General features: G+C 39.0%; 23 protein-coding genes. 16 read left to right on the top strand and 7 right to left on the bottom strand.

Translation table 11 applies throughout. From position 1 onward, the window contains the following. Positions 1-32: 32 nt before the first annotated feature. Together ACO1QW_RS07535 and tsaE are read right to left on the bottom strand one after the other, a co-directional pair. Entirely contained in the window at positions 33-1,250 is a 1,218-nt protein-coding gene (locus tag ACO1QW_RS07535; protein WP_486257191.1) for an alanine dehydrogenase, read from the bottom strand. A gap of 46 nt (positions 1,251-1,296) precedes the next feature. Continuing rightward, the gene (gene tsaE, locus ACO1QW_RS07530; protein ID WP_486257189.1) at positions 1,297-1,716 is read right to left on the bottom strand and encodes a tRNA (adenosine(37)-N6)-threonylcarbamoyltransferase complex ATPase subunit type 1 TsaE; all 420 of its coding nucleotides are present in this window, start codon (positions 1,714-1,716) and stop codon (positions 1,297-1,299) included. 156 nt (positions 1,717-1,872) lie between these two features. Between tsaE and ACO1QW_RS07525 the strand changes: the two genes are divergently transcribed. Both ACO1QW_RS07525 and ACO1QW_RS07520 read left to right on the top strand, forming a co-directional pair. After that, complete coding sequence (locus ACO1QW_RS07525; RefSeq protein ID WP_486257187.1) at positions 1,873-4,116, top strand: heavy metal translocating P-type ATPase; 2,244 nt, start codon at positions 1,873-1,875, stop codon at positions 4,114-4,116. Between the two features lie 13 nt (positions 4,117-4,129). After that, positions 4,130-6,034: a RecQ family ATP-dependent DNA helicase gene (locus ACO1QW_RS07520; RefSeq protein ID WP_486257185.1), complete on the top strand. Its 1,905-nt coding sequence runs from the start codon at positions 4,130-4,132 to the stop codon at positions 6,032-6,034. Between the two features lie 12 nt (positions 6,035-6,046). Here the strand turns inward: ACO1QW_RS07520 and ACO1QW_RS07515 are convergent, their stop codons facing one another. Next, entirely contained in the window at positions 6,047-7,612 is a 1,566-nt protein-coding gene (locus tag ACO1QW_RS07515; protein WP_486257183.1) for a helicase HerA-like domain-containing protein, read from the bottom strand. A 251-nt stretch (positions 7,613-7,863) separates the two neighbouring features. On the opposite strand from ACO1QW_RS07515, the gene ACO1QW_RS07510 reads away from it, so the two are divergent. Next, entirely contained in the window at positions 7,864-8,256 is a 393-nt protein-coding gene (locus ACO1QW_RS07510; protein WP_486257182.1) for a hypothetical protein, read from the top strand. Between the two features lie 53 nt (positions 8,257-8,309). Here the strand turns inward: ACO1QW_RS07510 and ACO1QW_RS07505 are convergent, their stop codons facing one another. Further along, entirely contained in the window at positions 8,310-8,681 is a 372-nt protein-coding gene (locus ACO1QW_RS07505; protein WP_486257180.1) for a co-chaperone GroES, read from the bottom strand. A 141-nt stretch (positions 8,682-8,822) separates the two neighbouring features. On the opposite strand from ACO1QW_RS07505, the gene ACO1QW_RS07500 reads away from it, so the two are divergent. Then, positions 8,823-9,521 (top strand): response regulator transcription factor, encoded by a 699-nt coding sequence (locus ACO1QW_RS07500; RefSeq protein ID WP_486257179.1) that lies wholly within the window; start codon positions 8,823-8,825, stop codon positions 9,519-9,521. A 55-nt stretch (positions 9,522-9,576) separates the two neighbouring features. Here ACO1QW_RS07500 and yihA read toward each other — a convergent pair whose 3' ends face one another. After that, the gene (gene yihA, locus ACO1QW_RS07495; RefSeq protein WP_486257177.1) at positions 9,577-10,236 is read right to left on the bottom strand and encodes a ribosome biogenesis GTP-binding protein YihA/YsxC; all 660 of its coding nucleotides are present in this window, start codon (positions 10,234-10,236) and stop codon (positions 9,577-9,579) included. 165 nt (positions 10,237-10,401) lie between these two features. On the opposite strand from yihA, the gene ubiE reads away from it, so the two are divergent. Together ubiE and porT are read left to right on the top strand one after the other, a co-directional pair. Next, a complete protein-coding gene (gene ubiE / locus ACO1QW_RS07490; protein WP_486257175.1) occupies positions 10,402-11,148 on the top strand; it encodes a bifunctional demethylmenaquinone methyltransferase/2-methoxy-6-polyprenyl-1,4-benzoquinol methylase UbiE in 747 nt (248 codons plus the stop codon). Beyond that, entirely contained in the window at positions 11,121-11,837 is a 717-nt protein-coding gene (gene porT, locus ACO1QW_RS07485) for a type IX secretion/gliding motility protein PorT/SprT (protein ID WP_486257173.1), read from the top strand. Before ubiE ends, porT begins: the two co-directional genes overlap by 28 nt. Positions 11,838-11,985: 148 nt before the next feature. Here the strand turns inward: porT and ACO1QW_RS07480 are convergent, their stop codons facing one another. Next, the gene (locus ACO1QW_RS07480) at positions 11,986-13,701 is read right to left on the bottom strand and encodes a capsule assembly Wzi family protein (RefSeq protein ID WP_486257171.1); all 1,716 of its coding nucleotides are present in this window, start codon (positions 13,699-13,701) and stop codon (positions 11,986-11,988) included. A 121-nt stretch (positions 13,702-13,822) separates the two neighbouring features. On the opposite strand from ACO1QW_RS07480, the gene ACO1QW_RS07475 reads away from it, so the two are divergent. The 4 genes from ACO1QW_RS07475 to ACO1QW_RS07460 all read left to right on the top strand — a co-directional run bounded on the left by ACO1QW_RS07475 (position 13,823) and on the right by ACO1QW_RS07460 (position 19,496). Further along, complete coding sequence (locus ACO1QW_RS07475; RefSeq protein WP_486257169.1) at positions 13,823-15,169, top strand: dihydroorotase; 1,347 nt, start codon at positions 13,823-13,825, stop codon at positions 15,167-15,169. 86 nt (positions 15,170-15,255) lie between these two features. Next, positions 15,256-16,509, top strand: coding sequence for a MutS-related protein (locus ACO1QW_RS07470; protein ID WP_486257167.1), 1,254 nt, complete (start codon positions 15,256-15,258; stop codon positions 16,507-16,509). Positions 16,510-16,619: 110 nt separating this feature from the next. Next, complete coding sequence (locus ACO1QW_RS07465; RefSeq protein ID WP_486257165.1) at positions 16,620-17,780, top strand: carbon-nitrogen hydrolase family protein; 1,161 nt, start codon at positions 16,620-16,622, stop codon at positions 17,778-17,780. Positions 17,781-17,954: 174 nt separating this feature from the next. Beyond that, on the top strand, positions 17,955-19,496 hold the full coding sequence (locus ACO1QW_RS07460) for a YifB family Mg chelatase-like AAA ATPase (protein WP_486257163.1): 1,542 nt from the start codon (positions 17,955-17,957) through the stop codon (positions 19,494-19,496). On the opposite strand, the gene ACO1QW_RS07455 is transcribed toward ACO1QW_RS07460, so the two are convergent. Then, complete coding sequence (locus ACO1QW_RS07455; RefSeq protein WP_486257161.1) at positions 19,497-20,255, bottom strand: sugar transferase; 759 nt, start codon at positions 20,253-20,255, stop codon at positions 19,497-19,499. Positions 20,256-20,536: 281 nt separating this feature from the next. Between ACO1QW_RS07455 and ACO1QW_RS07450 the strand changes: the two genes are divergently transcribed. Genes ACO1QW_RS07450 through ACO1QW_RS07425 form a run of 6 tightly spaced genes read left to right on the top strand, consistent with a single transcriptional unit; the run spans position 20,537 to position 26,946 of the window. Then, positions 20,537-21,850 carry a hypothetical protein gene (locus ACO1QW_RS07450; protein ID WP_486257159.1) on the top strand — a complete coding sequence of 438 codons (1,314 nt, stop codon included), beginning with the start codon at positions 20,537-20,539 and terminating at the stop codon, positions 21,848-21,850. A gap of 34 nt (positions 21,851-21,884) precedes the next feature. Further along, positions 21,885-22,604, top strand: a complete 720-nt coding sequence (locus ACO1QW_RS07445) for a class I SAM-dependent methyltransferase (protein WP_486257157.1) — start codon at positions 21,885-21,887, stop codon at positions 22,602-22,604. Further along, positions 22,604-23,776, top strand: coding sequence for a hypothetical protein (locus ACO1QW_RS07440; protein WP_486257155.1), 1,173 nt, complete (start codon positions 22,604-22,606; stop codon positions 23,774-23,776). Before ACO1QW_RS07445 ends, ACO1QW_RS07440 begins: the two co-directional genes overlap by 1 nt. Further along, on the top strand, positions 23,773-24,954 hold the full coding sequence (locus ACO1QW_RS07435) for a glycosyltransferase family 4 protein (RefSeq protein ID WP_486257153.1): 1,182 nt from the start codon (positions 23,773-23,775) through the stop codon (positions 24,952-24,954). Before ACO1QW_RS07440 ends, ACO1QW_RS07435 begins: the two co-directional genes overlap by 4 nt. Further along, a complete protein-coding gene (locus ACO1QW_RS07430) occupies positions 24,951-25,718 on the top strand; it encodes a WecB/TagA/CpsF family glycosyltransferase (RefSeq protein ID WP_486257151.1) in 768 nt (255 codons plus the stop codon). Before ACO1QW_RS07435 ends, ACO1QW_RS07430 begins: the two co-directional genes overlap by 4 nt. Then, complete coding sequence (locus ACO1QW_RS07425; RefSeq protein ID WP_486257149.1) at positions 25,708-26,946, top strand: O-antigen ligase family protein; 1,239 nt, start codon at positions 25,708-25,710, stop codon at positions 26,944-26,946. Before ACO1QW_RS07430 ends, ACO1QW_RS07425 begins: the two co-directional genes overlap by 11 nt. The last annotated feature ends 1 nt before the right edge of the window (position 26,947 follow it).

The following is a 26,947-nucleotide window of genomic DNA, read 5'->3' as shown; positions in this document are numbered from 1 at the left end:
ATTTTCAAATATTCAAATTACCTAATCGCATCTTATCCCCTGCTTGCAATTAATAAATTCAGATCGGTATATTTTAAATCAAAACGTTGACTGAGATAAAAATTAGTAAGCGATCCCTTGAAAAGATAAATACCGTTTCGGATATTCAGTTTGTGCCAGAGTAATTTTTCCAGCCCGCCTTCATCAGCAATTTCAATTAACAGTGGCATCAATACATTGCTGATCGCCTGCGATGCTGTGCGTGCAAAACCACTTGGAATATTTGGTACACAATAGTGAATAACACCGTGCTTGATAAAGATGGGACTTTCATGACTGGTTACTTCACTTGTTTCAAAGCAACCCCCACGATCGATACTAACATCCACTATCACACTACCGGGTCTCATCTGCGCCACCATTTCTTCAGTTGCAACAATAGGTGTTCTTGCACCACCAATGGAAGATAATGCCCCCACTGCAACATCACAGGTCTTTAACTGCTTCGCCAGAATTTTTGGTTCAACAACTGAAGTCCACATGCGGTGCCCAATAGCATTCTGCATGCGTTTGAGCTTGTATATATTATTATCGAACACCTTTACACTTCCACCCATTGCCATTGCTGTGCGTGCCGCATATTCACCCACAATACCGGCACCGATAATAATAACTTTGGTGGGCGGTATCCCACTGATACCACCAAGCAACACGCCCTTGCCATTATTGAAGTTGCTGAGATATTGCCCGGCTATGAGCATTACCGCACTACCAGCAATTTCACTCATACTTCGAACAATTGGATTATGGCCTGAATCATCTTTCAGGTTTTCAAACGACAATGCGGTGATTCGCTTCTCCATCATACCCGCCAGAATCTCAGGCTTCATCACCGCAACATGAATAGGGGAAATAATTGTTTGTCCTGGTTTTAAAAACTCAATCTCTTCTTCACAAACCGGAGCCGATTTAATCAAGATATCGCATTGATAAACTTCTTTGCGATCGTAAGCAATCTTAGCACCTGCTTCGCTGTAATCTTTATCGCTGAAATGCGAGCCTTCTCCCGCAAGGTATTCGATCATTACACGGTGGCCATTGTTCACCAAAACGCTCACCGCTTCCGGCGTTAGTCCGATCCTGTTTTCCTGGAACATTTGTTCACGTGGAATACCAATGAACAATTGAGCGCCTTTTGCTTTAATATCTAATTTTTCTTCTAAGGTCTCGTAACTGAACGAAGCACTCACTATTGGTTTTGATAACGCCATACAATCGCTGCCTGTTGATTTTTTAGAAAGAACCCAAATTACAAAACTAGTTCGGAACTTTTACAGTTATTCTCCTTGTGTTTATATCAATAATTTCAATAGAAAGATGAATGGTGTCATCAGGAAAGAGATCGGCAGCTTTTTCGGGCCATTCAACCAAACAAAGTTCGCCACTATAAAGCACGTCTTCCACTCCTGCCTGAATTGCTTCTTCCTCATCTTTTATGCGATAAAGATCGAGATGATAGATGACCTTTCCTTCATTCGACTGGTATTGATTGATGATTGAAAAAGTTGGACTGCCGACAGCATCACGCACACCCAACTCATCGCATACTGCATGGATAAATGTTGTTTTACCGTTCCCCATAGCCGCATCGAAAGCCCACACATTGAATTGGTTCAACTGCTGCAGCAATTCTTTTGCAACACGGTGTATATTATCCTTTGTTATTGTGTATTGCATGGGCAGATTTGAATATTGGTTGCAAAGATATTGATTGAAGCGCTTTAGCTCCGTCCGTAACTTTGCAATTGAAATAATCAGGCTATTATCTGGCTGAATTATTGGTTGGTTATATCAAAAGAAAGACCAATTGCAAAGACAATAAAAAAGAGCATTATGGAAAAGATGAATTGGAAAGTAGACGGTATGACTTGTGCAAATTGCGCTCTTACAATCAATAAATACCTTGAAAAAGAAGGTATGAAAAATGTAAAGGCCAACCCTGCAAGTGGCGAAGTATTGTTTGACCTTGTTGAAAATACAGATACAAATAAACTCGAAAAAGGACTTGAATCATTAGGCTACCAGGTGGCAGAAAGGAATGGAGTGTCTGCCAAACCGGAAGAGACGAAAAAAATGAACAGGTTCCTCAGATATGTTTTGATCTGTGCGCCTTTTACATTGGTGTTGATGCTGCATATGTTTGAAAAATGGATCCATATTCATTGGCTGATGAATCCATGGTTACAGCTGGCACTATGTATACCCGTGTATATTGTTGGAATGAATTTTTTTGGTCGCAGTGCATGGAAAAGCATCCGCAACGGCATGCCGAATATGAACGTATTAGTTGCCGTAGGTGCAACCGCAGCGTTTGTATATAGTTTGTATGGCACATTAACAGGCCAGGCGGAGCAGTATTTGTTTTATGAAACGGCAGCTACTATTATCACTTTAGTTTTTCTTGGCAACTATCTCGAAGATGCATCGGTGGATCAAACACAAAGAGCATTGAACAGTTTGGCGAAGAGCCAGAAAGTGATGGCCAATATGATTGCATTTGATGATCAGCACCAGGAACAAATTTTTCCAGTTGAAAATACGGTACTGCATATCGGCGATCTTATTCTTATAAAAAGTGGTGAACAGATTCCTGCTGATTCTAAGATCCTGTGGGGAGAAGCAACAGTGAATGAGGCTATCATTACAGGTGAAAGTTTACCGCTCACCAAAAAACAAAAAGATCAGCTGATTGGTGGAAGTATTTTAGTTGATGGTACAGTAAAAGCGCAGGTAACAGCAACAGCCAAAGATTCTGTTTTATCAAACATCGTAAATCTTGTAAAACAGGCGCAGGGCGAAAAGCCGCCGGTACAACAATTAGCAGATAAGATCAGTGCTATTTTTGTTCCTGTTGTATTGGGTATTGCCCTTGTAACATTTGCTGCAAACTGGATCATTTTAAAAGAGTTTACACCTGCATTAATGCGTAGCATTGCAGTACTGGTAATCGCTTGTCCTTGTGCGATGGGTTTGGCAACGCCTGCTGCCATTGCTGTTGGTCTGGGTCGTGCTGCAAAAAATGGTGTTCTGTTTCGCAATGCAAAAAGTCTTGAGTTGTTCAAGAACATTACACAAGTTGTGTTTGACAAAACAGGCACATTAACCACTGGTAATTTTGTGTTAGCAGACTGGAAAATTGTAAATGATCAATTGTCAATGGTCAACGGCCGGTCGGTAATTAACGACAAGCGACAAATTAGCAGCTATGCAGGCACGAACGAGGAACACACACCAACAGATTCTTCTTTTCGCCATTCAGCATTCAGCATTGACAACTCCGAATTTCAACGCATTGTTTATTCGCTGGAAAAATATTCAAACCATCCTATTGCAACTTGTATTTCGTCGGCATGGAAAACAAATAAAGATGAACGATGGGCTTCAATTGAAGAGATCAAAGGTTTGGGTATGAAGGCCAGAACAAAAGAAGGCGTTGAATGGATCGCAGGTTCATACAAAGCAGCAGCAACCGAAACAAAAGATGAAACACATAATGTGTATGTACTGAGAAACGGCAAGTTGGTTGGATGGGTTGATGTAAAAGACGAATTGCGGGCAGAAGCAAAACCGATTGTACAATACCTCAAAAGCAAAAGCATTAAAACTATCTTACTGAGTGGTGACAACCGATTAAAATGTGAAGCCATTGCATCACAGTTGGGCATTGATGAAGTTATTGCCGAGCAAACACCAGAACAAAAGTTACAGGTGATTGACCGATTAAATAAAGTTACACCTACTGCAATGGTGGGTGATGGTATTAACGATGCACCTGCTTTAGCGAAAGCAACAATTGGCATTTCATTAAGTGAAGCATCGCAGGTGGCCATGCAAACAGCCGATGTGGTATTAATGAATCATGGGTTAAAAAATCTGCCGCTTTCCCTGGGCTTAGGTAAACATACCTTCATCACTATTAAACAAAATTTGTTCTGGGCTTTCTGTTATAATATCGTTGCTATACCTGTTGCCGCATTTGGATTATTAACGCCAACTTTCGGTGCATTGGTGATGGGTTTAAGTGATGTTGTACTGGCAATCAACAGTGTGCGTTTGTTTGTGAAAAAGGTCGTGTAACTTCACGGCATTCATGCAGAATCTTTTTTCCATACTTCAACAATACTGGGGGTATTCATCCTTTCGTCCGCTTCAACAGGAAATAATTGAATCGGTGTTAAGCAGAAAAGATACACTTGCGTTATTACCTACCGGTGGCGGTAAAAGTATTTGCTACCAGGTACCTGCTTTGGCAAAAGACGGTATGTGCATCGTTGTGTCTCCACTAATTGCTTTAATGAAAGATCAGGTTGAAGCATTGCATCGAAAAGATATTCGTGCAGCAGCTATTTATACAGGTATGCCTTTCCCACAGGTGAAAGACATTTTGCAAATGGCCGTAAATGAGAAACTAAAATTTCTATATGTATCACCTGAACGCTTAGAAACAAATCTCTTTCTCGAATATTTGCCGGGGATGAACATTCAACTCATTGCTGTTGATGAAGCACATTGTATTTCGCAATGGGGTTACGATTTTCGTCCTTCATATTTAAAGATTGTAAATTTTCGGAAAGAATTACCTGGTGTTCCTGTACTTGCAGTAACTGCATCAGCAACGCCACAGGTGCAGGATGATATATGCAACAAATTACAATTCCGCAATCATCATATTTACAAAGGGTCGTTCCTCCGGCCGAATGTTTCTTTCAGTATATTCCGTGTTGAAAGCCGTATCAATAAAATTCTGCAAATACTTAATAATGTAAAAGGCACTGCAATTGTGTATTGCAAAAGCAGGAAAATGACACAGGAAACTGCACAACTATTACAACTCCATCATATTTCTGCGGATTATTATCATGCAGGGTTAACAAACGATGAACGTGGTAAAAGACAGGAAGCATGGTTGAAAAATGACACAAGAGTAATTGTGTGCACCAATGCGTTTGGGATGGGTATTGACAAACCAGATGTACGTGTAGTCATTCATCATGATACTCCCGACTGTTTAGAAAATTATTACCAGGAAGCTGGTCGTGCTGGACGTGATGGACAAAAATCCTATGCAGTACTATTGTATGAAGAAAAAGATCTCAGCGAATTAAAAGGTTTATCAGCTATTCGTTTTCCTCCGGTTGCAGAAGTAAAAAGAGTGTATCAATGTTTAGTGAACTATTTGCAAATCCCAAGTGGGAGCGGTGAATTGCAATGGATGGAATTTGATCTGAATGATTTCATCAAAACATTTAAGCTGAATATTTATACCGCAGTGTATGCGTTAAAAACATTGGAACAGGAAGGTTGGATCAGTTATGCCGAACAAGTTTTTCTACCTGCAAAAGTGGTGTTTACAGCAAACAAACAGCGACTGGAAGAATTTGAACAGGAGCATCAACAATTAGAGCCGGTTATGAAAGCCTTGTTACGTAACTACGGTGGCATTTTTGATATGGAAACATTCATATCAGAAAAACAATTAGTGAGTATTTTAAAAACAGATCTTGATACCGTTAAGAACGCTTTAATACAATTGCATCAGCATGGCATGATCAGGTACACCCCTCAAAAAGATAAACCCCAGTTGCAGTTTTTAGAAAATCGTCCTGCAGTTGAAGATTTGTTCATTAATCCATCAAATTTATTACAACGGAAAGAACAGTTGGAGCTGCGGGTGAACAAAATGCTGGAGTATATAACCAGCAACAACACCTGCAGAAGTAAAATGATTGGGACTTATTTTGGTGATGAAACGATTGATGATTGCGGTGTTTGTGATGTTTGTTTATGGAAAAAAGGGAACGACCTTTCACCTGGCGAGTTTACACAATTGCAGGAACAAATTCTCACTACAGCAAATGCTCAGGGAATTGTTGTAAAAGATTTTATCAGCCGATTAGGTAGTAAACAAAAAGAACGTGTGTGGAAAGTAATTGATCATTTACTGGCTGAAGAAAAAATAACCCTTACAAAAGAAGGGTTATTGAAAGTGAAATAATTCAAAGATGTATTAAAACCACCCCGTCTTCTTTCTTCTTGTGGTTCTGCCTCCCAAACCTAAAGCACCTAATAAACTTCTTGTAATTATACTTGCTGCAGTACGGCCCACCTGTTTCACTGTGGGGTTATCAAAAAAGGTTTCTTCCTTTTTTGCAGGTTTCTTCTTTTCTTCTTTTTCCTGAACCTTTTCTTCCTCGGCAGCTTTTGTTTTTTCGGCAGCTTCTTCCAGTTTAGCAGTAATGATCTCATGCGCACTTTCGTTATCGATTGTTTCTGCATATTTTTTCACCAGCTTGCTTTTTGCAACAAGCGCATCAACTTCTGCTTCTTCTAAAACATCCATCCGGCTGCGTGGTGCCACTAACATGGTATGCACTAACGGAGTGGGAATTCCTTTTTCATTCAACAGTGTAACAAAAGCCTCACCTATTCCTAGTTGTGTGAGTAATTCATCCACGTCATAGAATTCAGTTTCAGGATAATTTTCAGCTGCTTGTTTAATAATTTTTCTATCGGCTGCTGTAAAGGCTCGCAATGCATGTTGCACTTTTAAACCAAGTTGTGATAAAACACTTGCAGGCACATCCTGCGGGTTTTGTGTACAAAAGAAAATACCTACACCTTTTGAACGGATCAGTTTAATCACCGTTTCAATTTGTTGCAATAAAGCTTCGTTTGCTTCCTGGAACACAAGATGTGCTTCATCAATAAACAATACAAGCTTTGGTTTATCCATATCACCCTCTTCGGGCAATGTTGCATACAATTCTGCTAACAAACTCAACATAAAAGTTGAAAATAGCTTTGGCCTGTCCTGCAATTCCATTACACGCAATATGCTGATCATACCTCGGCCATCGTTGCTGATACGCATCAGATCATCTACTTCAAAACTTGGTTCACCAAAAAAAGCATCAGCCCCTTGCTGTTGCAGTTCTATTACTTTACGAAGGATGGTTCCGGTTGATGAAGTAGATATCTTTCCATAATCTTTTTCAATAGTTGATTTTCCTTCATCACTGATGTATTGAATGATCTTGATAAAATCCTTGAGATCGAGCAAAGGCATTTTATTATCATCGCAAAACTTAAAGATCATTGCCACTATACCCTGCTGTGTATCATTCAATCCTAAGATTTTTGATAATAGAATGGGACCGAACTCACTAACGGTAGCCCGCAGCCGCACACCTTTCTTATCATCACTCAACGTCATTAACTCAACCGGAAATGCAGATGGTTTATATTCTCCTCCCATCAGTTGTAAACGTTCTTCTATCTTGGTATTACTTGCACCTGCAGCCGCAATACCACTCAGATCTCCTTTTATGTCCATCAACACAACAGGTATACTCGCATCACTCAACCCTTCTGCAATTACCTGCAATGTTTTTGTTTTACCGGTACCGGTTGCACCAGCAATTAGTCCGTGCCTGTTCATTGTTTTCAATGGCAGCAATACAGTGGCATCTTTCACTACCTGTTTATCATACACGCCAACACCTAAGCGAAACGATTCGCCTTTGAATGTATAACCTTGTTGCATTGTAGTTGTGAACTGTTGAAGAGCGGCCATAGAAAATTAAATTAGCGTGATATAATAGGATGACAAGATAAAACTACCTGTTTGTTGTATTGACAGGAAAAGTACAACAGAATACTTTTACAACATCAAGCAATTTTCTCAGCAATCGTAGCAACGCTGCATTTTTATGCGGCGTTTTTTTTATACAACTTAACGGTATATACCGGAAAGTGGTATTGTAAAAAATAAAATATGAAAATAGCTTTGCCGCACATTAATCATTAAACCTTAAATCACAAATCATGAACAAGTTTTTTATGGCAGTAGTTCTTTGCAGTTTCGTATTTATTTCCTGCAAAAAAGATAAAGGGCCTGAAGCAGCATCTATTGTTGGATTTTGGAAAGGCAAGTGGGCATTTAGTGATGCTTACCCTACGTATGGATATGCAGCATTATTTCGTTCAAACGGAACTGTGCGCATTTTCGATGGAGCTGATACTGCAACTGCTGCCAAAGCTGAAGGTGTTTATACAGTTTCGGGAACAACAGTAACAGCAACTTATACTTACACCGGCTCATCAAGCTTAATGGCAATTTCTGCAACGGTTGATTCAAAATTCACTTTTCTTGAAGGAACATGGGGAAATAGTCCAAGCAGTACCAATGGAGGTAAATGGTTCCTTAATAAAAAATAATCTCTGGTTTCGATAGTAGTTATACGGCATCCTGTTTTTACGGGATGCCATTTTTATAATTCCTCTTCCCGTTCCAGCATAAGAATTGCACTTTGCGGAACAATAAAATAACGATCACCCTCATACATCACTTCTGTTGCACCACTCAGCAGGAAAATGGCCAAATCACCTTCTCTGGCCTGCAATGGCACATATTTCACTTGTTCATCTTCGTTTTTCCATGGCTCATCATCAACCGGCATTGGTATAGCATATCCCGGCCCGGTTTTTATTACATAACCTTGTTGTACTTTTTCTTTTTCCTGTACGCCGGGAGGTAAGTACAATCCACTGGCAGTGCGCTCTTCGGGCATTGTTGGTTTTATAAGAATACGGTCGCCAATGACAATAAGCTTTTTAAATCGGTTATCGAAAGTTATGCGCATATACTGTGTTTGAAATGCAAAAATAACAGCGAAGAACTATACGTGAACTTCTGCAAAAGGGGTTCTTTAACAAAAAATTAGACGGCTAAAGGATTTGCGCCAAAAGGTTTTATCTTTATTTGTCACTATAAATCAAGAAAAATGGAAGAAGCTAAATCAAAAATTTTATTAGTTGAAGACGATAGCAGTTTTGGAAATGTATTGAAGAATTATTTAGAGTTGAATGATTTTGATGTAACACTGGAACGTGATGGCCGTTTAGGGCTGGCTGCTTTTCAACGGGAGAAATTCGATATATGCCTGTTGGATGTGATGATGCCACATGTGGATGGTTTTACACTTGCTGAAGATATTCGTGATATAGATCCTGATGTGCCTTTATTTTTCCTGAGTGCAAAAACAATGAAGGATGATATTTTAACCGGTTATAAACTTGGTGCCGATGATTACATCACCAAACCTTTCGATAGCGAGGTATTGCTGATGAAGATCAAAGCCATTTTAAAACGTAACGAAGAAACAAAACACGAGACCGAAAATAAAGAGTTCGACCTCGGCATTTATCATTTCAATCCCAAATTGCGTGAGTTGACAGTTGAAGGAAAAACAAATACACTTTCACCGAAAGAAAGTGAATTGCTGCGCATGTTATGCGAGTACAAGAATGATCTTTTACCAAGAGAAACAGCATTGAAACGCATTTGGGGCAGCGATACTTATTTTAACGGCCGCAGTATGGATGTTTACATTGCTAAACTTCGTAAATACCTGAAAGACGATCCTAAAGTTGAGATCGTTAACATTCACGGTAATGGTTTCCGCCTTGTAGTGAGTGAATAAAAAAATTTCAGAACAGAAATAAAAAAAGGTCGTTCAGTTGGAGCGACCTTTTTTATTATCTCGTTATTTCTTTTTGTGTCACGATTTGGGCAGCTGCTTCTTTATTGCATTCTTCTATAAACTGGAGAATTTCTTTTCTGCCCCTGTATTTTACTGCTGAGCTTACAAAACTTTGTGGAAGAAATTGCCAGCTTTTGCCCAATGCTGCAAGAAACGATTTCACTTGTGCTGCTACCTCTTTCTGAGTTGTTTTATCGGCTTTGGTAAACACAATTGTGAAAGGTATTTCCCATTCGCCGAGTTGATTGATAAACTGCAGATCTATTTCCTGCGGTTTGTGCCTGCTATCGATCAACACAAATAAATTCAACAGGTTTTCACGCTTGCGGATATAATTTTCGATCATTTTGATCCACTGCTTCCGCTGGCCTTGCGCCACTTTTGCATAACCGTAACCCGGCAGATCCACCAGGTACCAATCTGTTTTTTTATTGCTCTTCTCATCAAGACTTTCAATTAAAAAATGATTGATCATCTGCGTCTTTCCCGGTGCAGCACTTGTTTTTGCCAATTTCTGGTTATTGCAGATCATATTGATGAGCGACGACTTGCCCACGTTACTTCGACCAATAAACGCATATTCCGGTTTATCAGGCTTAGGGCAATCCTCTACTTTGGGGCTGCTGATTACATATGTTGCTGAATGAATATTCACGGGTGCAAGATAGTTGAAGAAAGTGGATAGCCGATAGTTATTAGCCGAGAGCCTCGTCAAGACGACTGACCACAGTCTACAGACTATCGGCTACCGGTTGTATTCACTTCGCACTTTGTACTTCTTACTTCCCACTTGCCCATTCCCTCCTTACCTTTGCCCACCATGAGCGAACAATACGCACACGATAAGATAGTACCCGACAAAGCATCGGAACACAGCAAGAAAAAGCAGGTAGCGGAAATGTTTGATGACATTGCCCCACGCTACGATTTCCTCAACCGTTTTCTTTCGGCAGGCATTGATACAGGCTGGCGCAAAAAGGCATTGGCGAGATTAAAAGACCTTCAACCTAAACTAATGTTGGATGTGGCCACGGGCACCGGCGATGTGGCCATTATGGCTGCCAAACAGCTGCAACCGGAAAAGATCATTGGTATCGATATCAGCGAAGGGATGCTCGAAGGCGGTCGTGTAAAGGTGAAAGCCAAAGGGTTAGAACAGATTATAGAGCTCAAAAGCGGCGATAGTGAAACAATAAATTTTCCTGATAACACGTTTGATGCAGTAACTGTGGCGTTTGGGGTGCGAAATTTCGAAAACCTTGAAAAAGGCATCAGCGAAATTTACCGTGTGTTGAAGCCAGGTGGCCGGCTGGTGGTGCTGGAATTTTCGAAACCAAAACTGCCCGGTGTTTTACAGGCATACAATCTTTATATGGGATTGGTTGCTCCACAGGTGGCAGGCGCATTCAGTAAAAACAAAAAAGCCTATCAATATCTTAACAACAGCATCAAAGCATTTCCCGAAGGAAAAAATTTTGTAGCTGTTTTGAACAAAACCGGATTTAAAGACACTTCATGCAAACCTCTTACGCTCGGCATATGCAGTATTTATTGCGGCGACAAATAATCGTTACTCTTTTTCTTTTTTCATGTGCGTTTACCTCATTTGCACAACGTGAAATAAATCTGCCTAATCATGAATTGAAGTCGTACTACTTTGGCATTACACTTAGCGGTAACAGCGCTTACTTTCACATGAATCATCATCCAAAATTTTTGCAGGATGATAGTGTTGCAACTGTTGGTTCAACAAGCAGCGCAGGGTTTGGATTGGGTTTGCTGGGCACTTTGCGTTTGGTTGATCATCTGGAAGTAAGAACAAACCCGCAACTCATTTTTGCATCACGGGGTATTAATTATTATTTAAACTACCCACTTACGGGCGATAAAAACTGGCAGCAAAAAACGGTTGAGAGTATTTACATCAGTGTGCCGTTACAATTGAAATTCAGTAGCGATCGTATTGACAACTTTCGTGTTTATATGCTAGGCGGTGGCAAGTTTGATTATGATCTTGCGAGTAACAGCCAGGCACGCCGTGCAGAAGACCTGGTGAAGCTTAATAAATCAGCATTGGGTTATGAATTCGGGCTTGGTTTTCATTTCTACTTTCCCACTTTTATTATGAGTCCTGAAATAAAATTCAGCAACAGTATCAAAAGTGTGCATGCAAGAGATCAATATCTCATTTACTCAAATGTGATCGATAAAATGCAGGCGAGAATGATTGTGTTTAGTATTCATTTGGAAGGATAAGAAGATAGAAACACAGATTTCGCTGATCTAAGAGATTCTCCCTGATTTTTGAATTTGAATAAAGCAATGCTGAACCAACAAACAACTTAATTGACTAAACTGAAATTTGAATTTATATTTTTTATCTGTGTTTTCAGCGATTTAGTCATCAATAATCATAATCTCTATACCACAAATTCATCCTTACTCCCACACCAAACATGGTTGTGTTTTGGCTGGCAGCAGTTCCCTTCTTGAAACGACGAAGCAGTAAGTTGGCATCAATAAAAATATTTTCATACACTTCGTAGCTGGCAAGGAACAACGCATTTACTCCTTTACTTGAAACACCGTTTCCGGTAGTGTATCCATAGTTACTTGTGCGGCCGTCGGTATTCACACGCAAAATATCACTCCCGGCATTACGGCCACTGGCACTATCCAATCCCTGTTTCCAATAGATCAACCTGCCGGTTAAATTTAGCTTGCCGATCGGTTGATAGCGCAACACGGCAATCACTTCCTTAAAGTTTGCACCTAATGGATGCGCCAACGGTTGATTGTAATGTGTATAGCTCGATACAGAATCAAAATGCGAGTAAGTGAACGGGCGAACAGTATTCCATTCCAGCTGCAGATCAAGATTGTTGATATTGGCCACATCAATGTATTTCAACCCAAGCTGGCTACCTGTTTTATTTCCCCACCAGCTGCGATCATTTCTTAACTCACCAAAATTAAATTCATCGATCACCAATTGTCCATATAGTTGAACACGTTTAAAAAGATTTGCTTTAAAATCGGCACCTACCAATGCATTATCGCTACTGCCCAAATTTCCTTCAATCGTGCGATAGAAAATAATGGGGTTCATATAACCAAACTCAAACTTATCTTTTCTGCCAAACACTACTGCTTCAAACAAACCAACATTCAACCAGGGCAATATATTCATACTTAAATGATGCATGGCTGCATACTTCTTTGGAACCAGGTTATTATTATTGTTGCTTTTACTGGTAGTGTGCAATTCCATAAAGAGATTCTGGTAATTCAGTTTCCAGAAACGTGTATTCAACTTTACAAATAACTGGTTACCGGCAAACTCGCTCAACATTAAACTCCGATAGCCGTTGCCGATAAAATTGCGATCGTAACCAATCTGGAAATTGATATACTTTGCTGCATTGAATGTAAACGACCCTCTTGCATCAAAATAATCAACACCTGTTTGCTTAAAGGTTTTATGAAAGTTTGCACCTGGCACAGCATCGAGGCTATCGACCCAGTTCTGTACAAACAATGGCCCACGTTCCTGCACATCCATGGCCATGGCGCTGAAACCAACACGGTTACCTATATTTCCACGCACATTCAAACCACGTTGGTTGAGGAAAATATTCTGATCTGTATTATTCGCTTCTATCGATTGGCGATAACTAATCATTGGGTTAACAGCAATAAAAAAATCATCTCCGTATTTTTCAATAAGGCTGGCGGGTGTTTTATAAAAATGTTTAAGAAAAGGTTTTTTGCTGGCAAATACACTGCGATCGCCCTTTACCCATTCCTGGTTATTTAAATAAAGGCTGCGCAGGTTGTACATATCGGTCTTGCTTAAACGCAATGCCGTGTCCTGGTTATAAAAAAGCGGCGTTAAGCCAAGCATTGAATCGGCCTTTGCTCCCAGCCATTGCACAGCATAGCGCCGGTCGTAGGGTTTTGTGGAAGTGAAATTTAAATCACTGATATTACCGGTCTTTAATTCAAGCCGGTCGATAAAATGAAGGTGTTTTGATTGTTGCTGCAGGTACGTACTTTGTGCAGCGGAAAAAAAGGGTATAGCAAGAAGAGCTAACCAAAGACTGCATTTGCTAAATTGCATGCGGTTGTGTTTTGATCGTAAAAATAAGTGATACAGACGATACATCGTACCGAATTGTACAGAGTTTAAGAGCTGATACGAGCAAATTACACACCAATTATTTGAAATAACAGAACAACTCATGTCGCAACATTACCTCATTAAGAATTGCTTACTTGTAAATGAAGGAACGATCACTCCCACTGATGTGTTGATCAAAGATGGTCGCATTGAAAAAATTGCAACTTCCATCAGCAATGCAAACGGAGCAACAGAAATAAATGCAGAAGGCAAATACCTGTTGCCAGGTGCAATTGACGACCAGGTACATTTTCGTGAACCCGGTTTAACACATAAAGCCACCATTCATACCGAAGCAAGAGCCGCAGTGGCCGGTGGTGTTACCAGTTTTATGGAAATGCCGAACACTATTCCCAATGCATTGAATCTTGATTTGCTTGAAGACAAATACACCATTGCTGCAAACACATCGCTTGCTAACTATTCATTTTACATGGGCACCAGTAATACCAGTGCCGATGATACGTTGAAAGCAAATAATTTTAAGAACAGCATTTGCGGCATCAAGATATTTATGGGAGCAAGCACCGGTAATATGCTGGTTGATAATTACAATACCTTGGACAAAGTGTTTCGTGAAAGCGAAATGCTGGTTGCAACACACTGTGAAAGTGAAAGCATCATCAAAGAAAATTATGAACGTTTAAAAGCGCTGAAAGGTGAATTGTCGCCTGCGGATCATCCATTGGTACGTGATGAAAATGGTTGCTATGAATCATCACTAATGGCCATCCAGATTGCACGACAATACAACACACGCCTACATATTCTGCATATCAGCACAGCTAAAGAACTGGAGTTGTTTGGCAATATGATGCCGCTAAAAGAAAAACGAATTACCAGCGAAGTATGTGTGCATCATTTACATTACACTACCGACGACTATGCAACGCTTGGTTACCGCATTAAATGTAACCCGGCTATTAAAGCAAAAGAAAACAAAGAAGCATTATGGAAGGCATTGCTTGATGACCGTATTGATGTAATTGCAACCGATCATGCCCCGCATGCATGGGAAGAGAAACAAGGATCATACGAGCATGCACATGCAGGTTTACCCCTGGTGCAACATCCTTTGTTACTAATGCTACATTATTATAAAGAAGGTAGAATTTCTTTGGAACGTATTGTGGAGAAGATGAGTCACGCAGTGGCCGATTGCTTCCAGATCAGCGAACGTGGTTATGTGCGTGAAGGTTATTTTGCTGATCTTGTATTGGTTGATCTGAACAAACTATACACCGTATCTAAAGAAAACATACTTTACAAATGCGGATGGAGCCCCTTGGAAGGCTTTACCTTCCCGGCAACGGTTACACATACATTTGTAAATGGACATTTAGTTTATGGAAACGGCCGCATAGATGAATCACAGATGGGGCAACGATTGTTGTTCGACCGAAATTAATTTTATAGAGTCAGTACAACTTGGAAATAGACAAAGTCACATACTACGACCTTTCAATCTTCAATAGTGAAGAGGAATACTCGCTGTTGAACCGTATCAACTTCTGCAATACGTTTGGTGGTAAACAGAAACTGGAATACCTTTTAACGCATCCGCTTCACAATCTGAAAAAAATTGAGGATACGCAACAAACATTGAAACAAATCGGCGAAGTGATACCAAGTTGGCCAAAGGAAATTACTAACGGAACCATTCTCGTTTTAGAAAAATTCTATGGTTACCCGTTTGATAAAATCCCCGACAGTTATTCACCCATACCAGCTTTTTTTTATCGCTTGTTTGAAGCGCCTGATTACCGTTTGGTTCGTTACACTGTTGGTCATTTTATCGATTTCCTGAGAGGGATGAATCAATTGCAACAATTATTTAAGGAGAACAACAACCTCTCTCCTATACTTAACTTATTAGTTAATGATATAAAGAAATTGTTAGATCACTCCATGGTACAGGATATGATCAAACAACATTCATCCGCTACACTTGCTCCGCAAAAAATGTTGCGGTTCGGCAATTTTCTACGCATTGAATATAAACGACAGGCAGAACAACTGATTGATATTTATCACAGACTCGATGCGTATTACAGCATGGCGATGGCTGTACAACATTTTAATCTTCATTTTCCGCATATAAAGGAAAGTGTTGAACCGTTGATCAAAGCAAAAGGTCTTTATCATTTGTTATTACAGTCGCCGGTTGCTTATGACATTACATTGAACCCTCAAACGAATTTTCTTTTTCTCACCGGTGCTAATATGGCCGGTAAGAGCACGTTTATTAAATCAGTTGGATGTGCCGTTTACCTTGCCCATTTAGGCATGGGTGTTCCTGCTGCTTCCATGGAATTAAGTTTGTTTGATGGTTTGCTGAGTAATATACAGGTGCAGGACAATATTGTAAAAGGCGAAAGCTATTTTTATAACGAAGTGCAGCGCATCAAGAATACAGTCTTGAAAATTACCGACGGCAGAAAATGGCTAGTACTAATTGATGAATTATTTAAAGGAACCAACATACAGGATGCAATGCATTGCAGCACGGCTGTGATCAAAGGGTTACTGAAGATCAAAAATTCCCTATTTATTCTTTCAACGCACTTGTATGAAATTGGTGAAGAGTTGAAGCAATATCCCAATATCAGCTTCCGCTATTTTGAAACAACAGCAACGGATGAACAGTTGCAATTCAGCTACCAATTAAAAGAAGGTATAAGCAACGACCGTTTTGGATATTTAATTCTGAAACGGGAGAAAGTGGTGGAGATGTTGGAGAAATTATAGTAATCAAGAAATAGAATCACTGATGACACAGATGCAACTGATCTACATTAATATCTTCTTTGTGTACCTTGTGTGATCTTCGTGCCTTCGTGGTTCAAACAAATTTCAAAATGAAAAAATTCTTCATTCGTATAGCAATCATGATGGCTATTCTTCTTTCAGCCTACTTCATTTGGTCGCATACGGGTCGTGCAAAAGAAAAAGAAACAGGCTGGAGTAAACTACCCGAATTTAAAGCAAGGTTTGAATATGTAGAAGCAGGTGTCGACAGCGGCAAAGGAAATATCATCGGCATCCAACCTTTCCTAACAGCAACTAGTTATTCTACCGTTTTCAATTTTGAAATATCTCTTCGTTTTTATTTTGAGCAATTGAAGCGTGAGCAAAAGCTTACCAATAAATCAATTGTTGTATTGCCTGAATATGTTGGCACCTGGTTAGTAGCAACAAATGAAAAAGAAACGATCTACAAACAAGAGACCATTGAAAAAGCGATGACGACAATGGTTCGGTCGAACCTGTTCAGTTTCTTTTATGGTTATTTAAAGTCACCAGCAAAAGACAAATCGAAGTATGCCATTTTTCATTTGAAGGCAGAAAAGATGGCGATGCAATACCAACAGGTTTTTTCAACACTCGCTAAAGAATACAAGTGTACCATTGTTGCGGGTTCAATTGCGTTGCCCGATGCGTTCATTGATGCAGATGGCAAATTGAAAACAACGCAAGTTGCTCCTATTTATAATACCAGTGTTGTATTTGGAAATGATGGAAGAATCATCGCCCCATTGATCAAAAAAATGTTTCCTATTGATGAAGAGAATGGCTTCACTTCTCCCGGCGATACTTCGCAGCAACCTGTTATCAAAACAAAGGCGGGAAATATGGGGCTGTTGATCTGTGCAGACAGTTGGTATTCGCAGGCATTTAAAAATCTTACAAACAAAGCTGATTTTATTGTGGTTCCTTCGTTTAGCGGTACCGATAGTGTTTGGCTTGCGGCATGGAAAGGATACAATGGTTTTAAAGCTCCTGCAGATGTTGACACAACTGATTATAAAAAAATAAGCGAAGGAGATGCATGGCTGAAGTACAGCATGAACAAACGTGCTGCACAAGCAAATATTCATCAAGGTATGAATGTATTTTTCACAGGTAGGTTATGGGATATGAAACCGGAAGGCAGGGTATTGATTTTGCAAAATGATTCAACAACGGTATTACCTGCTTCTATTGGTAAAGGAAGAATTGTAAATCTTTATTTGCGTTAATCATTTATTGACAAGCTCCTTGGCTAATAGAAACAATGCGAGTGAAAGGATTGCGATCCGTCTTCGCTAAAGCTACGAACGGACAGGGCAACCCGGAATACCCAAGGGACTATAGCCGGTATTCAAATTTCTTATTAACTTGTTCTACTTCTCAAAAAACACAACTATAACTGCATGCTCGTTAAAACCTTTGGAAGCGCTGTATACGGAGTAAATGCTATTACTATTACAATAGAGGTGAATGTAAGCGGTGGACAAAAATTTTTCATGGTTGGTTTGCCCGATAGTGCAGTAAAAGAAAGTGAACAGCGAATTGAAAGTGCTTTAAAAACAACCGGACATTATTTTCCACGCACCAAAGTAATTGTAAACCTTGCGCCTGCTGATATTCGTAAAACGGGAACTGCTTTTGATTTGCCAATAGCTGTAGGCATTCTTGGTGCAACGGAACAACTTCCCAATGCTGAACGCTTGAGTGATTATGTGATCATGGGAGAGTTAAGTTTGGATGGAAGTATTCAATCCATTAAAGGCGCATTGCCAATTGCTATACAAGCCCGTAAAGAAAATTTTAAAGGATTAATCGTTCCAAAGCAAAATGCGAAGGAAGCCGGTATGGTGAACAACCTGCATGTGTATGGTGTAGAACATATCAACGATGTGATCGCATTCTTTAAAGATGAAACAAGCTTGCAACCAACTGTAGTAAACACAAGAGAAGAATTTTTTAATGCACAATACGAATTTGAATTCGATTTTAATGATGTAAAAGGTCAGCATAATATCAAGCGTGCATTAGAGATCGCAGCAGCAGGAAGTCATAATGCAATTTTAATTGGCCCGCCCGGTGCAGGAAAAACAATGCTGGCAAAACGACTACCAACTATTCTTCCACCTTTGAGTTTGCAGGAAGCATTGGAAACAACAAAGATCCATAGTGTTGCTGGTAAACTTCCGGAGAATGCAACACTCATTTCAAAAAGACCTTTTCGTTCACCACATCATACAATTAGCGATGTTGCTTTAGTTGGTGGAGGAACCAATCCGCAACCAGGTGAAATCTCATTAGCCCATAACGGTGTTTTATTTTTAGACGAATTGCCAGAATTTAAACGAACGGTATTAGAAGTGATGCGTCAACCAATGGAGGAACGACGGGTTACTATTTCAAGAGCAAAGATTGCTATTGATTTTCCTGCATCGTTTATGCTTATCTCTTCGATGAACCCCTGCCCCTGCGGTTTTTATAACCATCCCGAAAAAGAATGTACCTGCCCACCCGGTGCTGTACAGAAATATCTCAATAAAATTTCCGGTCCGTTGTTAGATCGTATCGATCTGCATGTGGAAGTAACGCCCGTTCCTTTCAGTGAATTATCAAAAGCGGAAAATAGTGAACCAAGTGCAACTATCCGTGACCGTGTGATTGCAGCAAGGGAAATTCAGGCTGAACGTTACAAAGATGTTGATGGTATCTACGCCAATGCACAAATGAGCAGCAAACAACTCAAGGAAATTTGTGTGATCTCGCAGGCAGGACAAACACTGTTAAAAGCAGCGATGGATAAACTGAACCTGAGTGCAAGGGCCTACGATCGTATTTTAAAAGTTAGTCGTACTATTGCCGATCTTGCACAAAGCCCCGATATAAAAGTTGAACACCTGGCGGAAGCCATTCAATATAGAAGTCTGGATCGGGAAGGCTGGGCAGGATGACTATGCAGCCATTTTCTTCATTCTGTAATGTTCCCTGAGGCCTTTTATCATCAATAGCCGTTCTTCCGTTAAAAGTAATTTAATAATTTGAACCACGGTTTGTTGAGCTGTTACCATGATCACTTTTATGTCTAACGCCGAACCGGCATTTCTCACATAATAAGCATCCCAGTTAAAACGCATCACAATACTTGTGGTAGTATTGGTAGGTCCTCTGAAACCACGGATCTGAGCCATGCCGGTGATTCCCGGTTTCACAAGGTTTCTTATTTTATATTCCTTTACCACTTTTGTAAAATCCTGGCAATCCTTGTGCATGTGCGGTCTGGGCCCAACAATGCTCATTTGTCCTGATAAAACGTTTAGAAACTGGGGCAGTTCATCAAGATTAGATCTCCGTAAAAAACGACCAACAACTGTAATACGGCTGTCATTTTCATCTGCCTGCTTAAAGTCGGCCTCAATATTCATTCTCATAGTTCTGAATTTCAGACATTTGAATGTTCGTCCATACCTTCCCACACGGCGTTGCACAAAAAAAACCGGGCCTCTGGAAGTCATCTTTATAGCAATAGCAAGTATGGGTAACAGCCATGACAGTACGAATAAAACAATCAAAAAAGAAATGATCTTGTCGATCAAATTTTTAAGGAAGAAGTAATTTTTACGAAGGCGCATATCTAAAAAGATAGCTGATTTCTGTTCATTACAATCAAGCAAATAGTTGCACGAATTGCTTGCTTTAGATATTGTTGTCATATGCGATTCTCTAGGTTTGGTATTTCTCAGGAAAATCAAAAAATAATTAAACTACATAGCTGACACCTAACAGAGTGTAACCGTTGCATTTAACGAGGGCGCAAGGTAAATCATTTGCAGGTTGCTATTTCTTAAAAAGAACAGATGCGCAACAAGCCCAATAAATGTGCCAATTGTTTTAATATCTGTGAGGTGATTCAATTGAAATTGACAATTAAAAAAGTTCACGGTAAAAACCCCACAGTTAATAGTAGTAATTACTTTTGCAACTGCACAATTACATGATTAAAAGATTAGCTGTTATTGGATCGCTTACTGGAATTGGACATATTTTTTCAATTTTTGCATTGAAACAAATTGCTGCAAATACCCCTGCAGAATCTTTCGCACAAATTGGCAGAGCAGATTCATTAATTTTTTTCCTGATTAACACAATAGCTTTCGGGCTACAGGCTTCAGCCATTCGGCAGATTGCAACAAAGGAAAGTTGGCAAGCGGAATACAAGCAAATTCAGTCTGCCCGGCTTACTCTTAGCTTTCTTTTATTTTTGGGAGTAGTTTTAAGCTATCGTGATACCACAAATATCGTTTTCCTTTTATCTCCTGTTTTAGCCTTAAGTGGTGATTATGCTGTGTACGCTTTAGGCACCCCAGTAATAGGTGCAATAATTGCGTTCGTAAGAGTTATTTTTCCCTATTCAGTAATTCTTATAACTAGTTTTTTTTACAAAGAGTGGGTATTTGAATCTTTTCTTGTTTCGGTGGCAATTATCTACCTCATCACAGATTTTATTATTGCCCGTGTTTTGAAAGTGCCTTTTTTTATTCAACCATCCTTCAAACAGCTACAATTGTATTTTAACAATGTTCCCTTGGGCATGGTAACAATTGCATTATACTTTATCGGGCTTGGTATAGTGTTGATAGTACCCTATTTCTATGATGCGCCCATTATTGCTGTTACCTTCCTTGGGCTCAAAATGTATATGATTTTTAAAGGTGTACTTCGCATCATACACCAGGCATTTATTAAAGAAATGACCAATCAAGCTTTTTGCATCGAGATCGATAGAATAAGCACTCAGATTGGCTTGGCTTTTTTCTTAATGCCCTTGATTTTTCCACAAGCTTTTATTTCCACGTTCATTGGTGAAGAGTACAAGAAAGAGCTCTATTTCTTTGTCATCCTTGGTGGCGCCGGGTTTGTTTATTCTTTATTCTCCAGCGTTACAACAAATGCCTTGCTTCAAAAAATTGACGTCATTTACGCACGCATTGCAATCAGTACTGCACTCTTAACCATCCTTTTGGTGATTATTTTTGCCTACATTAAACCTTCAGCAGCTTTCATTGCTATAAGTTTATTTTGTGGCGAACTCGTTTTTTCCACCCTTATGAAAAGAGCTTTAGGCAGCTATAATGACCTTAAAAACAGATTACAGGAAACAGCTCCGGCCATGGTTATCGTTTCGATTTTTATTTTCTGCAGGCTGGTAATGAAAGATAACGCACTTACACTTGTAACTGCTTTAACGATATTTGCAGGATATTTTGCCTGGTTTAATCATAAAAACTATAATCAAACTTTAATTTAAATGCTATAGAACATAACAGCTTTAAGTTTCCAAAATGATGAAGCCCCTTTTTAAATTTTATAAGAAAGAAAGCTTTCAACCCGGATTTTTGGCAGTGTTTATTAATCCATTTTTTTTTATTCGCCGCTCTTTGTACCTGGCCATAAAAAACACAGCGCCACAACTGTCGGGGAAAATGATGGATTTTGGCTGCGGACGAAAACCGTATCAGAATCTTTTTGTTGTAGAAGAATATGTTGGAGTTGATATAAAAGTATCGGGACATGATCACAATAATTCGTTAGTTGATATTTATTACGACGGAGAAACTATTCCCGTAGAAACGGAATACTTCGATTCCGTTTTTTGCAGTGAAGTGCTGGAGCATTTGTTTGAGCCAGATAAAATCCTGCGTGAAATAAACCGAACGATGAAACCAGGAGGGCGCATTTTATTAACGGCTCCCTTTTGCTGGAATGAGCATGAAATTCCCTACGACTATGCTAGGTACAGTTCATTTGGTATTCGGTATTTGTTAGAAAAAAACGGCTTTACAGTGATCAATGAACAAAAGACGGGATCCTTCATGCGGGTTATTGTACAATTAATAACACTCTATATTTATGAAGGACTGAAAAAATGGAAAGTTGCCGGTCTCCTAATTTCTCTGCTAATTATAGCACCTATTAATATCGTAAGCAGTTTTTTATTGCCACTGTTTCCCTCCAATAAAAGTTTGTATTTTAACAACGTTATAGTTGCGGCTAAAAACTAATGATAAAAAAAAATACGATAGCATTTTTTATCTTTCTGGTAGCTATTCTATACATCATCTCACCATGGTTTTTTGAAAAGAATTTTTTCTTTAATGAATTATTATCGCTTACCGGTTTATGTATTCTCATTTACAAGCGGTTTCGTATAGGTGCAGATAAAATAAGCGTCTCAATTGTTATATTGTTATTGCTGTGCCTCCTTCACGCTGTCTTTTCTATTGCGAAAGCAGATAACCTCTATTATTACCTGAGGAATCTTGTAATTTTTTATTCCATACTTAGCTATTTTGTAGGGTACTATCTCCAATCTTACTTTTTATCTGTTTTCAACAGCATTCGCAAAGTTTTTTTATTTTATACAGGAGGAGCAATGATAGCAGGCTCTGCCCGAATTTACTTTGAACGCTTTGGTGTTTCAAGCCTTTTCCCATATGCATTTAAAAATGTAAATAAATGTTCGCTATTCACACTAATACTGATAAACGTTGTTTATGGCTTTGCCCTTGACTCTGCAACAGCAATTTTCGTTTCTTTATTTTATTTATTTCTGCTAGTTTGCCCGGGCTTAAAATTTTTCCGCCAAATAATAATTCTTGCCTTTTTTGTCTTTACACTGTTTTTTATAGTCATTCAACCTGATTTAAATAAGATAGCTGATGGATTCAGCCTTTACAATAGCCTTGCCATCCATAACGTCATGAGGTCAAACTATTTGCTGAACATTGATGGAAATACAACCTGGCGCCTTGTGCTTTGGAAACAGGTGATTATTGATCAATTCCCATGGAACCTTGCGGGAATTGGGTTTGGAACTCCGATGTTTAAATATTTTCCGGTTGAAGATTACACCAAGCTGGCATCATTACCATATGTACTTGGAGCGCATAATTCGTTTGTATATCTCTTCGGCAGACTAGGAATTGTGTTTGTTATACTCATTTTATCTATATATGGAATAGTTTTCAAAGAATATTTTCTATTTAAAAGATTTCATTACCAAACGAAAGGCATCGCATTTTTTTGGAGTTTTTTTGCTGTCAGTATAATTGCACTGTTAAATCCCGTTCTCGAATCGCCCATTTTTGCCTCAGGCTTCTGGCTTATTCTTGGCTTACTTTCCCGTGTTATTGGTAACCGCTATAAAACAGAAAAACAAATTCTTTCTACGTGAAAATTCTTTTTATACATAACCGTTATCAAAATGCTGGCGGAGAAGATGTGGCCGTGCAACTGGAAATAAACATTCTAAACCAATTTGGCCACGCTACGGAGGTTCTCTATTTTGATAATACCCGCATTGCAGGTATACCTGGTAAGATAAAAAGTGGCATTAACTCCTTTTACAATTTAAGCTCAAGAAAAAAAGTAAGCGCTGCAATTGATGAATTTAAACCTGATGTCGTTCATGTTCATAATGTTTTCTTCCAGGCGTCTCCGTCAGTATTATTTGCTGCTCATCAACGTGGCATACCCGTAGTGATGACTTTGCACAACTATCGCCTGATTTGTGCAAATGCAATGTTATTAAAAGACAATAAGCCATGCATAGAATGTATTCACCAGAAAATTCCTCTTAGTGGAATAAAAAATGCATGCTACAGGGATTCAGTTATTGAATCAGTGTTAACAACAGCAGTTACATCTGTACATAAATTTACAAATTGCTGGACCGGTAAAGTCAGCAAGTACATCGCATTGACTGAGTTTGCTAAAAATATTTTCCTAAACTCTTCGCTGGAAGTTACAGACCATCAAATAACAGTGAAACCTAATTTTGTATTAGACAATGGCACAGGATTGGAAACAAGACACGACTTCTTTTTATATGTGGGCAGGTTTTCGAACGAAAAGGGAATAGTTCATTTACTGGAGGCTTTTGCTGAACTTAAAACACAAAACTTGTTTTTGGTCGGAGAAGGTCCCTTAGAATATCCATTGCGAAAGCAATATGAATCTTATAGCAACATTACATTCCTTGGAAAAAAAACAAGAAGTGAAGTTGTTGATCTGATGAAACAAACAAGGGCGCTAATGTTTCCATCCATTTGGTATGAAGGACTACCTTATACAATTATTGAAGCGTTTTCTACAGCAACTCCCGTGTTGGCAAGTAATCTTGGAGCAATGTCTCGAATGATTGTTGACGGTTATAACGGCCTTTTTTTTGAACCGGCAAATGTCGGCGACATTATTGAAACTGTTCAACGTTTCAATCGTTCAGCAAATAATTTCCTTTACATGAACGCAAGGAAAACTTACATAGAAAACTATCATCCCGATAAACATTATTCTGCAATAATAAATTTGTACGAATCACTCATAAGTAAAGAGAAGAGGAATACCGAATGAGAGAAAAATTAAAAATAATCAGTCTTAATGTTACGCATACTACATTTCACGATTGCCTTCAACAAGTATGTGAACTGGGTAAAACAAAAACTAATTCATTTGTGTGCTTTGCCAATGTACACATGACGGTGGAAGCATATAATGATAAAAGCTTCGAAGATGATTTAACCAAAGCTACCATCATTACTGCCGATGGAAAACCTTTGACTATTGCATGCAAATGGCTTTACAAAAAAGAGCAGGAGCGAATTGCGGGCATGGACTTTATGCCAGCCCTTATCAGCAGTTTAAATGATGACGGTGCAAAGATTTTTTTGTACGGTTCAACTCAAAAAGTATTAGAAACAATTGTGCAGAAAATAAAAACTGAATTTGCGGGTGTTGAGATTGCCGGATATCTCTCTCCTCCTTTCAGACCGCTTACTACAGAAGAAGAAAATAAACATATTCACCTCATTAATGAGTCGGGAGCACAATTTGTGTTGGTTGCCCTAGGATGCCCCAAACAAGAAAAATGGATGGCTAGAAATTTTACAAAGATCAATGCTGTGCTATTGGGAGTTGGGGGAGCCTTTCCTGTATATGCCAATCTGCAAAATCGAGCGCCGGTCTTAATGCAACGCTACGGACTGGAGTGGCTCTACAGGTTAATGCAGGAACCAAAGCGATTGATGCGGAGGTATTTATATACAAATTTGATGTTTATCTATTTATTAATTAAAGCTGTTTTTAAAAAGAAGAAACAGAATGCTTATGCCCGCTAATTGGCTGTCCAAATACTATAATAGTGAAAGCATTTTACTATACCTGTGTTTAGGTATTGCATTTACTGTATTCTGGTGGCCGCTGGCAAACACACTGCTAATCCTGTTATTAACTCTTTATTGGCTTTTCTTTTCGATGAAGAAAATTTCTATCAATAAAGGGAAGAAGATTATTGTTGCTTTTACGTTCACGTATGTTGTAGTGTTGTTAGGTGCATATTTTTCCGAAAACAGACACGAAACACTCTTCAGAATACAGCAAAAATCATCTTTGTTATTTTTACCTCTCATTTTTGGCACAACAGCGCTTTTAAGTGAAAATTTAATCAGACGTACTATAATCGCCTTTTCATTTTCCGCAGCCTTGATGAGCGCTTATTTTTTACTCTCTCAGGTACTTAATATGCTGTTGGGCAGGCCGGTTACATTAGTAGGGTATGATTTAATCGCATTCCCTCAAATGACTCCCAGCGCTTTTACAACTATGGCTTTGTTTGCATTCACCTCCATATTGTATTTGTGTTTTTACAGCTCTTTTCAACTCAGCGTTTCAAAAAAATATTTTTTCTGCGGGGCTGCGTTATTAATTTTAGTAACCCTGATTTTGGCAGGAAACAGATTAAGCATTATTATGGCGTTTGCAATTTTAGTTGCATTACTACTGCCGAAAATAAAAAAGAGTTTTTTTCTTATACCCCTAGTTGGCTTGCTCTTCATTTTATTGGTTGTTAAAAACAATTACCTCTCCGATCGATTTAAAAAACTATGGGTCTTTTCCAACGAATCTGTCATTCAACTGGATGTGGACAGTTCATTGGGAAAATCCTGGGATGGAAGCAGCATAAGGTTAGCTATATGGCGTTGTAGTTTTGATTTAATTAAACAACATGGGCTCATTGGATTAGGAACGGGAGACGTACAAGATGAACTTCAGAAAGCGTATGAAAAACGTAAATTCTATTTTGCCTCGAGGTATAATAACTATAATGCACACAACCAATACATTCAACAACTGTTAGCCCACGGTGTTATAGGCCTTTTTTCCCTGCTACTTTCAATGGGTATTGGATTTTACCTTGCGCTTAAACAGAAAAACGCCTTATACTTTTATTTTTTAATCATATTTGCAGTGATCTGCCTTACAGAATCATTTCTTGAAATTAACAAGGGAATTATTTGGTACTCTTTTTTTAATTCACTTTTTGCCTTTTCAAAAAAACAACTTTAAA

The sequence above is a fragment of the Lacibacter sp. genome (genome assembly GCF_057361365.1).
This window is presented reverse-complemented; position numbering and strand designations above follow the sequence as displayed.